Genomic DNA, 13,033 nt, shown 5'->3' with positions numbered 1-13,033 from the left:
CGATCGTCGTTCGAGGCCTCAGCTGTTCGAGTCGAGCAGCCCCTGGACTTCCTTCTTCAGCGCGTTGAGACCGGCCTGCACGTCGACCTGACCGGCGAGGATCGTCGCAACACCGGCGCCGATCGCAGCATCGATCTGCGCTGTGACGGCCACACGGTCCCACGCGGCACCCCTGGCGTGCTCCGACACCTCGGTGCGGAACGCGACCTGGAAGGCGTCGGCGGCGAGCGCCGGGATCTGGTCGGCGACGCTCTTGGCCGCAGGGGCGACCGCGGAGTTCTCGTAGAGCGCTGTGGCAGCCTTGACGTTCGTCGCAGCGTACGAGATGAACTCACGACTCGTGAGCTCTCCCTCGCCGGCACTCGCGAACAGACCGCTGCCCCACGCCCGGTTGAAGGAGTCCTTGCCGCCGGCCGTCGGGCGCGAGATCGCGCCGATGTTGTCGATGATGTTCTGTGCGGCGCCGTTCGTCTTCACGAAGGTCGAGGCCAGCGGCGCATCGTCATAGATGGCCGCGCGACCGCTCGCGAACAGGATGCGCGCGTCGCTGCGTGCGACGTTCGTCTGGGTGAGCCCGTCATCCTGCAGCGACTTGTACCAGGTGATCGCCTTGACGCTCTCGGCGTCGCCGATCGTGCAGGTGAGGTCGTCGGTGACGACGTCGCTGCCGAAGCCCCACATCCAGTGCACTGCATCTTTGAGGTCGGGGTTCTTCGTGACCGCCGCGTACGGGATCAGCGACGAGTCCTGCTTCTTGATCTTCTCCAGGGCCGTCGCGAACTGCTCGACGCTCATGCCGGACTTGATGCCGACGCTCTTCGCGATCTCGCCGTTCGTGATCATGCCGATGCCCGCTGCCGTCAGCGGGAGCACGAGCAGCTTGCCGTCCATCGTGTACGAGTCGAGCACGCCCTGGGGAATGCCGAGACCCTTCGCGAGGTCGGTGAGGTCTGCGAGCACGTTCATCGGCGTGAGCACCTGCCATCCGCCGGACTGCCCGACGCCGAGGAGCTTGCCGGAGCGGCCGGTCAGCGCCAGCTGCGTCGCGGCCTGGTCGTAGGGGTAGATCACCGGGGCGACCGTGACGCCTGCGTCTTTCGAGAACCCGTCGAGGATGCCCTGCCAGGCGGCCTTCAGGGCCTCCTCGCCGAGCGAGTTGCCGTAGAAGTTGATGGTCTTGGCCTTGGTCGCGGCGTCAGCGGCGGCGCCCGCACCTGCACCGGGGGCGGTCGGCGTGGCGCAGCCGGCGAGGGCGAGCAGGCCGAATGCGGCCAGTGCGCTGCCGCCGCCGAGGAAGGCCCGGCGACTCAGCTGCGAGTTCGAGAGGTTCATGGAGACTGCTCCTTCGTGATGTGAGGACGTGCATTCGGGTGAGGCATCGCTACCCCTTGACGGCTCCGGCGGCGAGGCCGGAGACGAAGTAGCGCTGCAGGAGGATGAAGATGATGACCAGCGGCAGTGACGTGATCAGGGACGCCGCCATGAGGGCCGGCCAGTCGGCCGTGCCTTCGCGGATGAACGCCTGCGTCAGGCCCGCAGGCAGGGTCTGCTTGTCCGGGCCGGCGAGGGTCAGGGCGAACAGGAGGTCGCTCCAGCCGCGCATGAACGCGAACATCGCGCCGGTGATGAGTCCGGGGACGACCAGCGGGAACACGATGCGGAACATGGTGCCGGTGCGCGACAGGCCGTCGACCTTCGCGGCTTCCAGGATGTCGTCGGGGAGCCCGTCGATGATGCCCTTCAGCAGGAAGACCGTCAGCGGCAGCGTGAAGGTCGTGAACGAGATGATCAGCGCCGTATAGGTGTAGAGCAGTCCGGCGGAGCTCAGCATCAGGTAGAGCGAGATGAGCAGCAGCGCGCCGGGGATGAGCTGCCCGATCAGGAACATGAACATGATGGCGTTGCGTCCGCGATACCGGAACTTCGAGAGCGAGTACGCCATCAGACCGCCGACGAGGACGGCGAGGATCGCGGTGCCCGTGGAGACGATCACACTGTTCATGAGGTTCTTCAGCAGGGCGTCGTTCTGGAAGAACCCGATGAAGTTCTCGAACGTGGGGTCGGTCGGGAAGAACGGACGATCCAGCGCGAAGACGTCCTCCTTCTTCGTGAAGGCCGTCGACGTGAGCCAGTAGATCGGCAGCAGCCCGAAGAGGGCGAGCAGCACGAGCAGGACGCGCCCAGGAATGGACAGCGTGGGTCGGATGATCGATTCTCCGATGTCGCGACTACGGCGCATCACTTCTCCAGCCGTCGGTTGAGGAGCAGGTACCCGCTCGAGATGATCGCGAGCAGCACGAGCCACAGGGCGCCCATCGCTGAGGCCTTGCCGAGTTCGTAGCTGCCGAACGCGAGGTGGTAGAGACTGACCGCGAGGGTCGTCGTCGAGTTGCCCGGCCCACCGCCGGTCATGACGAAGATCGTGTCGAAGTTGCCGAAGTTGTAGATGAACTCCAGCACGGCGACGAGCGTCACAGGCCCCGCGATGTGCGGCAGCGAGATGTAGCGGAAGCGCTGGGCGCGCGTCGCGCCGTCGATCGTCGCGGCCTCGATCTGCTCGCTGGGCAGCGTCTGGAGCACCGCGAGGGCGACCACCATGATCCACGGGAACGAGTGCCAGGTCTTCGCGATGACCACTGCGGCCATCGCGCCGACCGGCTGACCCAGCATGCTGATCTCGGGGAGACCGAAGGTCGCGAGGACATGGTTGACCACGCCATAGCTGTCGTTGAAGATCCAGGCCCAGAGGAAGGAGACGACGACGCCGGGCAGCAGCCACGGCAGCATCAGCGCACCCCGGAGGATGTTGCGTCCGCGCATCCGTGCGTTCAGGAGCATTGCGAGCGCGACGCCGAGCACGAGCGGGAAGAGCGTCGACAGCGAGGCGAACACCAGCGTGGTCCCGAGCCTGGCCACGAACTCGTCCCAGACGGCCGCGTAGTTCTCGAAGCCGACGAAGGTGCGCTCCGGGCGGAGCAGCGACTGGTCGTAGAGGCTGGTGCCGATGCTCGACACGAGGGGGAAGATCGCGATCACAAGGAACAACAGGACCGCGGGAAGTGCGATCATGAAGCCGAAGGTACGATCCTTCGCACCCAGCGTGGAACGACGCCCGGAGCGTGGCTCGACCTGCTCGCGGCTCGCAGGCCGCTCGAGGGTGGCGTGTGACATGGCATTCACTTTCCGAGTAAGGGACGACCCCGGATGGGGCCCTGCACGTCGTCGTCGCAGTCGTCGACGGTGACGTGTCGTCAGTCAACCACATTGCGGATGCGAAATCCACAAAATGCATAAGACACCCACATTTGTGTTGCTCCGCATCATTTCTCTCATTAGGATGACTGGCAGCGGCGACGCGCCGCAGCGTCGCACGAGCGGCGGCACAGTGAGGAGCAGACGCGATGGCATCGGAATCCGTGGGCGGCACCCAGACGGTCGAACGGGCGATGTCGTTGCTCGCGTGCTTCACCGAGGAATCGGGTGAGCTCAGGGTCTCCGAGCTCTGCACCCTCACCGGCCTCGGCCAGTCCACGGTGTCGCGGATGATGTCCGCGCTGGACCGCATGAAATTCGTTGTGCAGGACGGCCGTACCGGCCTCTACCGCCTCGGCCCTGCGGCCGTGTCGCTGGGAACGATCGCGATCAACGGCTCTCCGATCTTCCGCGCTTCGCGCCAGATCGCCCAGAATCTCGCACGAAAGATCGAGATCGGTGTGAACGTCGCAGAGCTCAGCGGGTTCACCTTCACGTACCTCTGCAACTTCGAGGGGGCCCTGGCGCCCAAGTCGTTCGCGATGGCAGGCCGTACCGGGCCGCTGCACGCCACCGGCCTCGGCAAGGCACTGCTGTCGGGCATGCCCGGCGCGATGGTCGACGAGTACTTCGCGCAGACCCCGCAGCGGTTCACGCCGCATACGATCGTCGACCGCGACGCGATGCAGGTCGCCCTGGATGAGACGCGCAGCCGCGGATACGCCACCGAGATCGAAGAGCTCGCCTTCGGACGCGCGTGCATCGCAGCCCCGATCCACAACCGCGCCGGCGAGATCGTCGCAGGCCTCTCGGCCAGCGGCCCGCTCTCGGTGCTCGATCTGCACGAACCCCATCAGGAGCTCGCGCTGCAGCTGATCGAAGCGGCGGACGAGATCTCCGTCGCCCTCGGCTACAGCCCCTCCCGCACCGCGAATTCGTTCGCGACGCTCTGAGCCCGCCGCCGCGGCGCACGCGGCATTCCGACCACACCGCCCCGGCACCGGCCGACGGCATTCCGCCCAGCTCTGTCTTTGGAGACCCTTGTGAGAATCGCGCGCGTCCAGACCTTCCCGCTGTACCTCTCGAAAGAGGATGCAGACAACTCCTATGCCGGCGACACCGCCGTCGAGCATCGCGGCTACGTCATCCGACCGCCGTGGCGCAGCCTCTACTCCCCCGGCTACGAGACGCTGCTCGTCAAGATCGAGACCGAGGACGGCCTGGTCGGATGGGGCGAGGCACTGGCGCCCGTCGCGCCCGTCGTGGCCGCCGCGATCGTCGACAACCTGCTCACGCCCCTGATCATCGGCGAGGACCCTCGTTCGGTGCGCACGCTCTGGCACCGGATGACGGAGTCGATGCGGGAGCGCGGGCACCTCACCGGGCATCAGGCCGATGCCATGGCCGCCGTCGACATCGCCCTCTGGGACCTGTGGGGGCACGCGACAGGGCTGTCGGTCTCCGAGCTCGCCGGCGGACGCTTCACCGAGGTGCTGCCGACGTACGTGTCCGGCATCCGCGGCGTCGATGACGCGGAGCGCGCCGACAAGGCGGCCGAGCTGGTCGAGGCCGGCGTGCGCCGCATCAAGCTGCACCTCGGTGTCGACATCCGCACCGATCTCGCGACCTACGACGCGATCCGCGCCGTCCATCCCGACCTCGACGTCGCCCTCGACGCGCACTGGACCTACCGGCTCGGCGAAGCGAAGGCCCTGGGGAAGGAGCTCGACGACCGGCGCGCCTGGTTCTTCGAGGCACCGCTCGCCCCTGAAGACGTCGAGGGCCACCGCGACCTCGCGGCATCCCTCGCCACCCCCATCGCGATCGGTGAGGCGATGCGCAGCCGCTTCGAGTTCACCGACTGGCTCACGCGCCGCGCCGTCGGCCTCACCCAGCCTGACATCGGACGCACCGGCATCACCGAAGGACTCGCGATCGCGGCCGTCGCCGACGCGTTCCACGCGCAGGTCGCTCCGCACCACTCCGCGGCGTTCGGCATCGCGATGGCCGCGGGCGTGCACATCGCGGCGAGCGCCGCATCGCTGCTCGCCTTCGAATACCAGCCGTTCACGCTGCCGGTCGCCAACCGCCTGCTGACGACGCCGCTCGAGGTGCGTCCGGACGGCGGGTTCATCGTGCCGACCGGCCCGGGACTCGGTGTCACGGTCGATGAAGCAGCCATCCAGGAGTACGTGCGGCACTGACGCTCCTCTCGTCTCGACCACGAGCGGGTGGGTGGGGCCGGATCCGTTCCGACCCCACCCACCCGTTGCTGTTGCCCGTCTTCGTCGGTGCGTCGGCGCGGTCAGTCGCCGACGCGGACGAACTGCGCAGCGCTCACGCGATGGATGCTGGTGTTCCGCACCTCGAGTCGCACGGTGCCGACAGCATCGGCGCCGTAGCGGTAGGTCCCGAGCGAGCGCCAGGCAGTCGCGCCCTCCGTCTGATTCACGATGACCTCACTGCTGCCACCCTGGTGCTCGACGATGTACGCGGCCGAGGTGGTCGTGGTGGAGTTCGTCGGATACCAGACCGACACCCGGTACAGCCCGGCCTGGGGCAGGTCGACGTTCCAGGTCACGGTGCTGCCGACCGAGCCGGTGTCGCTGTAGCGGGTGCGCGTGCCGTTCCACCCCGACAGCCCGCTCGGGAACCACGTGCCGGCCTCGAGGTATCCGGGCCACGGCGACTGGGTGTGCGCGATGACACCCTCATCGGCGACCCGCACCAGCACACCGCGACGCAGCGTCTGGTCGAGCCGTGCCTCGAAGCGCGTCGACGATCCCGGCGCGACGCCGGAGCCGGCCGTCACCGTCCAGGTGTGGGTGAGATCAGACCTCGGAGGCACGGTGACGGTGATGCTCTGCTGACCGACGCTCCATCCGGTGATGCCGTAGAGCGCGAGCGTGCCCTGCAACGGCGTCACGCCGGTGTTGATGACGAGCGCCGTCAGCTTCGCGACGGCGCCGGGACCGCTGATGATCTCGGTGTCGGTCGTCAGCGACACCAGGCGCCGCCGGTCGATGACCTCGATCGCGGCCGGCCGCAGCACGATCGGCGATGCGCCGTGGACCGTGAGCGAGCCCTGCAGCGCGATTTCGCCGAGTGGCGCGTTCGACGCGATGATGGCCGTGGCCTCCACTCTGGCGGATGACTCGGCGGCGACCGAGACCGCTGGCACCGGAGCCTCCAGCGTCCAGCCGCTGGGCAGCGTCAGGCTCACCGAACCCGTGATCGCAGCCGCGGTCGCATTGCGCACCTCGATGATGAGGGGCACCCGGTCACCGGCCGTGCCGGTCGCCTGCGCGACGACGTCGCCGGCGATCCCCGCGTTGTGTCCACTGATCCGCGCTGGCAGGCGAAGCGTGACCTCGGCCGTGGTCGCTCCGCCGGACGTGATCGCATAGCTGAACGTCGTGGTGAGGTCGTCGACCGGGATCGTCCACTCGTACGGATAGCCCTTCGCCGGAGCCTGCTGCGCCGCCTGGCTGCCGATGCGATAGCTCAGCGTGGCGGTCTGCTCGGTGTCGATCTGCACGTAGGCGTCATATCCCTCCCCGTCCGGCCGCACCAGCAGCATCCCCCGAGCGAGGCCGTACTCCGTCGCCGGATCGGAGTCGACCTCTCGGAAGCTGTCAGCGCCATGATCGACGATGTCGTCGGCCGGCAGCGCCGGCTTCGCCACGGTCACCTCGCGCACCACCAGGGCGAGCAGTCCGCGACCTGGCACGCTGACCGTGATCCGTCCGTCGGTCGCCGCGCGAGTGGTGCGGCTGCCGTCGGCTGCGACCACCTCGACCGCGGGTGCTGCATTCCGCGGCACCCCGGTCAGGTCGCTGGAGAGATCGACGGTCACCTGCTGCGCACCGGCCGCCGAGTTGGTCAGGCTGATGTACAGCGAGTCGTTGCCGGTGCCGCCGATCCAGTTGACCAGCGGGTTGTCGAGTGCGATGAGGCCGGCCGGGAAGTACGGCCATACGCCGTCCTCGCCGAAGAACGTGCCGGGCGCGTGGCCGTACGCGAAGAACTTGAAGTAGGCGAAGTCCGCCTCGAACACGTGCGGGAAGTCGATGCTGCCGGCGCTGCGGTAGTAGCTCTCGCTGATCAGGTAGTCCATCGCGAGGCCCAACTGGGCCGGCGCATGGTGGAAGTAGTAGCCGGTGATCCCCACCGGGCCCTGCGTCGCGAAGTCGGGCTTCATGTGGGCGACCTGGAACTGGCGACCGTAGTAGCCCGGGTAGGTCGTGAAGCGGCCGATCACCATGTTGTGCGCGATGTCTGCGATCAACGTGTCGCCGGTATGGTGCGCGAGCCGCAGGAGCGCCCCGGCCCAGCACGGGTTGAAGACGTAGCCGCCGCCTGGATTCGTGATCGTGCTGACCCCGAGCTTGAACGACGACAGCGCCTCGAAGGTGAGCCCTGACGGCGAGACGTACCAGGCCGGCACGGTCTCGGGCGGGACCGTGGTGGTCGGGTAGCTGGGCAGTGACGACCTCGACTCCCAGTCGTACTGCTGCATGATGACATGGCCGCTCGGCACGCTGACCGTCTGATCCGGCACCGGCCTGACCGTGGTCTGCGTGATGAAGCGCTGCACCTCCCGATAGGCGCCGTCGAGGAACTCGGCGTCGCCGGTCACCTCGAAGAGCTCGAGCAGATCGACCCAGTACTTCGAGAAGCTGTAGGCGAAGCCGCCTGGCGGCTGCCCGTTGCCGCGGTACGGCGTGAGGATCTGCTCCTGCACGTAGCGCGATCCGATGAGCTTCGCCTCGGCGAGATAGGCCGGGTCGCCCGTCGCACGATACGTGGCGAGCGCATTCGCGAAGGGCGCTCGACTCTGCCCGACGGTCCCCGCCTTCGTGGCCTGCACGGCGAGGCGCTGGATACCCGCGTTGCGGCCGTGGGTGAGCTGGTAGAGCGCGGTGAGGTTCACGGCATCCGTCGGGATCCTGCCGATCCGGTACTGCGTCGTGTCGTTGTAGACCGGGCTGCCGATCACCGGCGAATGACCGATGCCCTTGCGCGACAGCTGGTACTCGATGAGCGGCCGGGCGCGTCGCTCGTACAGCGTGCCGTCTGCGGTGCCAGTGAGGTAGTGGGCGGAGAGCACCACACCGCTCGCGGCGGCGCGCACCGCATCCTCGTTCTCGACGTCGACGAACCCCTTCGCCCGGTTCCACCATCCCGAGTTCGACGGGATGTAGTCGACCGAGTCGTCGCCGCTCGGCTCGACCGCGATCAGGTCGGTCATGGCGTGCACCGCATCGGTCAGCGAGCGGTCGTAGACGTTCTGCCGATACGCCGTGAGACCGTACTCGCCGCGGCACAGCTGCGTGTACGTGCCGTAGAGCGTGTCGGCCCGAGCCGCCAGTCCGAAGGCGAATCCCCGCGACTCCCCCACCGCCATCACGGTGCGGAGGCCGGGCTGCGGCGAGTACATGCAGGGCACGATGTCGAGGCTGTCGTTGCGCAGGCTCATGCCGTAGGGCTGCCGGTCGGCCATCAGCTGGCGTTCGTGCACGAACTCGGCGACCTCGGCCGGCAGATACACGCCTGAGGTCACCGCGACGTTACCGGCGGTGTACTGGGTGAGCGCCATCGGCGCGAAGAGCTCCCAGGCGCCGAGCGGTGCTGATCCGTCGAGCACGGAGAGGGCATGCTGGTACGACCCGCAGAGCACCTCGTCGAGGTCGTCGATGGCCTTCGAGTCCTGGCTCTGGTAGCCGACGATGTAGTCACCGGCGGTCTTGGCGGTGAGCACGTAGTGCGCCTCCGGATTGTCGCCCTCGAGCCGCCAGCGGACGACGAGGTCGACGTCGTCCGTGCTCGTGCGCAGTTCGATCGCCTGCGCGCTCAGCACCTGGAACGAGGTGAACCCGAGCCAGCTCGGCCGCAGCGGGCCGTAGAGCTCAGGGGCGCTGCCTGAGGGAAGGGTGCCCTCGAACACGATCCACTGCTCGTCGAAGCGGTGGGCGGGATCGGTCAGCAGCAGCCATGCACCATTGTGCTTGACCTCGAGGTCGCGGACGATGGTCTCGCCGCCGTCCCACTGGGCGCGGGAGAACGTCATCCGATGGTTCTGTCCGACCAGCTGCGCCACCTGCGTCAGCGCCAGATTCGGCTTCGCGAGCCTCCGCAGCGCGTCCGGGTACGAGCCGACCGCGGTGGTGTCGGCCGAGGCGGGCGACGGCGCGGCGAGCGGCGACCCGATCACCGGAGGAAGAACACCGGCGATCACCAGCATCCGCAGTACAGATCGACGGCTCCACATCAGGGAGCCGTCATCGGCACCCGCATTCTCCATTGAATCCATGATGCACATATTGCAATCAATATGCGAGCATGTCAATGGACCGACGTGCACTCATCAGGAGCGCCGGTAACGTCGTGACGAGCGATCCCGCACGCAGAGGAAGGCACATGATGACGCAGGAGCAGCCGGAGGAGATGACCGAGTACTCGCTGAGCGAACTCCTGGTCCCCGGGCAGGCCCCGGTCGAACCCGATGACTTCGATGCGTTCTGGCGAGCGACGTTCGAGGAGTTCGGCGCCGGCCCCGTCGCCTGGCGACTCGAGCGCGAGCTCGTTCCCACCGATGCGCACCGGATCACCGAGCTCCGCTTCGACTCCTCCGCCGGCGAGCAGGCCGTCGCCTACGTGATGGTCCCGCACGCGACCGATGCCGTGCGCCGCGGCCTGGTCGTCGGCCACGGCTACGGCGGCCGCACCGGCCCCGACCTCGACCGCGTCCCAGCCGACACCGCTGCGATCTTCCCCTGCGCGCCCGGCACCCACACCGGCGTCGGCAGCCGCTTCCCTGCGATCCCGGACGAGCACGTGCTCGCCGGCATCGGGCATCGCGACACGTACTCGCACCGATTCACCGCCGCGGACCTCTGGCGTGCTGCGACCGTGCTCCTCGACATCGCCCCCGCTGCATCCGCTGCCCTCGACTACAGCGGCGGGAGCTTCGGTGGCGGGATCGGCGCGCTCGCCCTGCCCTGGGACACGCGATTCCGCCGCGCCGCACTCGACGTGCCGAGCTTCGGCGACCACACGATCCGCCTCAGCCGTCGTTGCACCGGCAGCGGTGAGGCCGTTCGCCGGCATCTGCGCACCCACCCCGAGGCGCGCCGCGTGCTCGACTATCACGACGCTGCGATCGCCGCCCGACGACTGCGGATCCCGACGCACGTGTCGGCGGCGGTGCTCGATCCGGCCGTCGATCCCCGAGGGCAGTTCGCCGTCTACCACGCGCTCCCCGGCGCTCGGCGGCTCAGCGTGCGGGCCTGTGGGCATCTCGACGGGGAGATCGGCCAGCTGTCCGATCGACTCGCCCTGCAGAACGGCATCGACTTCCTCGCATTGCCGGATGACCGGTTGGCATGATTACCGAGCGCATCACGCTTTCACAGACAAGCCATAGCCGATCCCATAGATATCACATAGGAGATTCCGCAGAATAGGGGCATGAGCAACGATCTCCCCGAACTGCGCCGCCCCGACGGCTCGCCCCTGCGCATCCTCGCCGTCGACGACGAGCAGATGCTCACCGATCTCCTCGCCATGGCATTGCGCATGGAGGGCTGGGAGGTCCGCACCGCATCCTCCGGCATGGAAGCCCTGCAGGTCGCACGGGAGTTCGAGCCCGACGCCCTCGTGCTCGACATCATGATGCCCGATCTCGACGGCATGGCGGTGCTGAAGCGACTGCGCGAAGCCGGCAGCCTGGTACCGGTGCTCTTCCTCACGGCGAAGGATGCCGTCGGCGACCGCGTCGCCGGGCTCACCGCCGGCGGCGACGACTACGTCACCAAGCCGTTCAGCCTGGAAGAGGTGATCGCGCGGCTGCGCGCCATCATCCGCCGCACCGGCCACGCCATGGCCGACGACGGGCAGTCGATCCTGCGGGTCGCCGACCTCAGCCTCAACGAGGACAGCCACGAGGTCATGCGCGACGGCACCGAGATCGACCTCACCGCAACCGAGTTCGAGCTGCTCAGATACCTGATGCGCAACGAGCGACGAGTGCTGTCGAAGGCGCAGATCCTCGATCGCGTGTGGAGCTACGACTTCGGCGGCAAGTCCTCGGTCGTCGAGCTGTACATCTCGTACCTGCGCAAGAAGATCGACGCGGGACGCACCCCGCTGCTGCACACCGTCCGCGGCGTCGGATACATGATCAAGGCACCGCAGTGAGCACACCCGCGATGACGCGGCGGCCCATGAGCCTGCAGACACGGCTGATGACCGCCGTGATCGGGTTCGTGTCGCTGATCCTCGTGATCGTCGCGGTGATCACCAGTGCCCTGCTGACCCGAACGCTCGAGGATCAGCTCGATCAGAAGCTCTACAGCAACCTGCGGGGGCTCGCGTCGATCGTCGAGCCGGTGCAGCCGAGCCAGGCGACCGTCGACAACATCCTGCAGGGCCAGAGCCTCCAAGCACCGGGACTGCTCTTCGCTGTCGCGAACCAGGTGACCGGTTCGAGCGGTGTGATCAACTCGAGCGTGAGCGGTGATCTTCGCGGAACGATGAAGGCGCTGACGCACGAGCAGCTGTCCCAGATCGCCGCGGCGCTCGAGGGCAACCACGTCGCGAATGTCACGATCAACGGTGTCGGCTCCTACCGGGTCGCCATCACATCCACGCCGAGCGGTGTTGCCATCGTCACCGGTCTTCCCCGCGATGAGATCCAGAACCAGCTCACGACGCTGCTCACCGTGATCGCCCTGGCGACATTGGGCGGTCTGATCCTGCTCGCGCTCACCACCGCGATCACCATCCGCCTCAGTCTGAAACCGCTGCGCGCGGTCGCCGCCACCGCGATGCGGGTCGCGAACCAGCCGCTGGATCGCGGCGAGGTGACGATCACCGAACGCATCCCGGCGTCCGAGGCAGACCCCCGCACCGAGACCGGCCTCGTCGGCGCCTCCCTGAACACCCTGCTCGATCACGTCAACACCTCGCTCGCGGCGAGACAGAAGAACGAGGAGCGGATGCGGCGCTTCGTCGCCGATGCCAGTCATGAGCTGCGCACGCCGCTCGCGTCGATCCGCGGATACTCCGAGCTGTCGTTGCGCGCGATCAGCATGCAGCCGCCTGCCGAGGCACTCGAGGGGACGACGACCTCGCTCGAGCGCATCCAGGCCCAGTCGCTGCGGATGACGCGGCTCGTCGAGGACCTGCTGCTGCTCGCCCGCCTCGACGAGGGTCGAGAGCTCGTGTACGGCACGGTGGATCTCGCACAGCTCGCGCTCGAGGGGCTCTCCGACGCACGCCCCACCGCGATCGACCATGAGTGGGCGATCGAGGTCCCGGATGAGCCGGTCGTGATCGTCGGCGATGCCGGACGCATGCACCAGGTCGTCGCGAACCTGCTGGCCAACGCCCGCACGCACACCCCTGCGGGCACGGTCATCACGCTCAGCGTGAGCCAGGAGGACGACCAGGCCGTGCTGCGGGTGCACGACAACGGCCCAGGCATCGATCCGGGTGTGCGCGACGAGCTGTTCGCCCGCTTCGCGCGTGCCGACACCTCGCGCGCCCGCCAGACCGGCGGCACCGGCCTCGGCCTCGCGATCGTGAAGGCCATCGTCGAGGGACACGGCGGCGAGATCACGGTCGCCAGCGAACCCGGCGACACGACGTTCACGGTGCGGCTGCCGATCAACCCGGCGTCCGCCCCGGAGGCATCCGTCCCGGAGGCCTGAGTCTCGGAGGCGCTCCTCCACGTCCGTTCCCCGTCTCACCACGTACGCCTCGTATGGAGAAGTTCGGG

Annotated in this window: 9 protein-coding genes; 5 read left to right on the top strand and 4 right to left on the bottom strand. The window is 67.9% G+C overall.

The genetic code is table 11. The annotated features are described in order from the left end of the window. Window positions 1-18: 18 nt before the first annotated feature. From V7Z82_RS11890 to V7Z82_RS11880, 3 genes are read right to left on the bottom strand one after another with little or no spacing between them, the layout of a single operon-like run. On the bottom strand, window positions 19-1,332 hold the full coding sequence (locus V7Z82_RS11890; protein WP_334151764.1) for a hypothetical protein: 1,314 nt from the start codon (window positions 1,330-1,332) through the stop codon (window positions 19-21). Window positions 1,333-1,381: 49 nt separating this feature from the next. Further along, window positions 1,382-2,239, bottom strand: coding sequence for a carbohydrate ABC transporter permease (locus tag V7Z82_RS11885; protein WP_052679095.1), 858 nt, complete (start codon window positions 2,237-2,239; stop codon window positions 1,382-1,384). Beyond that, the gene (locus V7Z82_RS11880; protein ID WP_334151763.1) at window positions 2,239-3,171 is read right to left on the bottom strand and encodes a carbohydrate ABC transporter permease; all 933 of its coding nucleotides are present in this window, start codon (window positions 3,169-3,171) and stop codon (window positions 2,239-2,241) included. Before V7Z82_RS11880 ends, V7Z82_RS11885 begins: the two co-directional genes overlap by 1 nt. A 230-nt stretch (window positions 3,172-3,401) precedes the next feature. Here V7Z82_RS11880 and V7Z82_RS11875 point away from each other — a divergent pair, with 230 nt between their 5' ends. Beyond that, entirely contained in the window at window positions 3,402-4,205 is an 804-nt protein-coding gene (locus V7Z82_RS11875; RefSeq protein ID WP_334151762.1) for an IclR family transcriptional regulator, read from the top strand. Between the two features lie 90 nt (window positions 4,206-4,295). Beyond that, window positions 4,296-5,456 carry a mandelate racemase/muconate lactonizing enzyme family protein gene (locus V7Z82_RS11870; RefSeq protein ID WP_334151761.1) on the top strand — a complete coding sequence of 387 codons (1,161 nt, stop codon included), beginning with the start codon at window positions 4,296-4,298 and terminating at the stop codon, window positions 5,454-5,456. A 101-nt stretch (window positions 5,457-5,557) separates the two neighbouring features. Here the strand turns inward: V7Z82_RS11870 and V7Z82_RS11865 are convergent, their stop codons facing one another. After that, the gene (locus V7Z82_RS11865) at window positions 5,558-9,556 is read right to left on the bottom strand and encodes a golvesin C-terminal-like domain-containing protein (RefSeq protein WP_334151760.1); all 3,999 of its coding nucleotides are present in this window, start codon (window positions 9,554-9,556) and stop codon (window positions 5,558-5,560) included. 116 nt (window positions 9,557-9,672) lie between these two features. On the opposite strand from V7Z82_RS11865, the gene V7Z82_RS11860 reads away from it, so the two are divergent. From V7Z82_RS11860 to V7Z82_RS11850, 3 genes are all read left to right on the top strand, one after another. Next, complete coding sequence (locus V7Z82_RS11860) at window positions 9,673-10,641, top strand: acetylxylan esterase (RefSeq protein WP_334151759.1); 969 nt, start codon at window positions 9,673-9,675, stop codon at window positions 10,639-10,641. Window positions 10,642-10,722: 81 nt separating this feature from the next. Beyond that, on the top strand, window positions 10,723-11,451 hold the full coding sequence (locus V7Z82_RS11855) for a response regulator transcription factor (RefSeq protein ID WP_045279715.1): 729 nt from the start codon (window positions 10,723-10,725) through the stop codon (window positions 11,449-11,451). Window positions 11,452-11,477: 26 nt separating this feature from the next. Then, window positions 11,478-12,965 (top strand): sensor histidine kinase, encoded by a 1,488-nt coding sequence (locus tag V7Z82_RS11850; RefSeq protein WP_334151758.1) that lies wholly within the window; start codon window positions 11,478-11,480, stop codon window positions 12,963-12,965. Window positions 12,966-13,033: the final 68 nt, after the last annotated feature.

Origin of the sequence: Microbacterium sp. (assembly GCF_036823965.1) — a bacterium.
Classification (GTDB): domain Bacteria; phylum Actinomycetota; class Actinomycetes; order Actinomycetales; family Microbacteriaceae; genus Microbacterium.
The sequence above is the reverse complement of the archived record's forward strand: the minus strand, read 5'-3'. Positions and strand labels throughout refer to the sequence as shown.

What these genes read in the sequence shown, in the direction of transcription:
- V7Z82_RS11890 (WP_334151764.1), bottom strand. Translation starts at nt 1,332, where the DNA reads ATGAACCTCTCGAACTCGCAGCTGAGTCGCCGGGCCTTCCTCGGCGGC.
- V7Z82_RS11885 (WP_052679095.1), bottom strand. Translation starts at nt 2,239, where the DNA reads ATGCGCCGTAGTCGCGACATCGGAGAATCGATCATCCGACCCACGCTG.
- V7Z82_RS11880 (WP_334151763.1), bottom strand. Translation starts at nt 3,171, where the DNA reads ATGTCACACGCCACCCTCGAGCGGCCTGCGAGCCGCGAGCAGGTCGAG.
- V7Z82_RS11875 (WP_334151762.1), top strand. Translation starts at nt 3,402, where the DNA reads ATGGCATCGGAATCCGTGGGCGGCACCCAGACGGTCGAACGGGCGATG.
- V7Z82_RS11865 (WP_334151760.1), bottom strand. Translation starts at nt 9,556, where the DNA reads ATGGAGAATGCGGGTGCCGATGACGGCTCCCTGATGTGGAGCCGTCGA.
- V7Z82_RS11860 (WP_334151759.1), top strand. Translation starts at nt 9,673, where the DNA reads ATGATGACGCAGGAGCAGCCGGAGGAGATGACCGAGTACTCGCTGAGC.
- V7Z82_RS11855 (WP_045279715.1), top strand. Translation starts at nt 10,723, where the DNA reads ATGAGCAACGATCTCCCCGAACTGCGCCGCCCCGACGGCTCGCCCCTG.
- V7Z82_RS11850 (WP_334151758.1), top strand. Translation starts at nt 11,478, where the DNA reads ATGAGCCTGCAGACACGGCTGATGACCGCCGTGATCGGGTTCGTGTCG.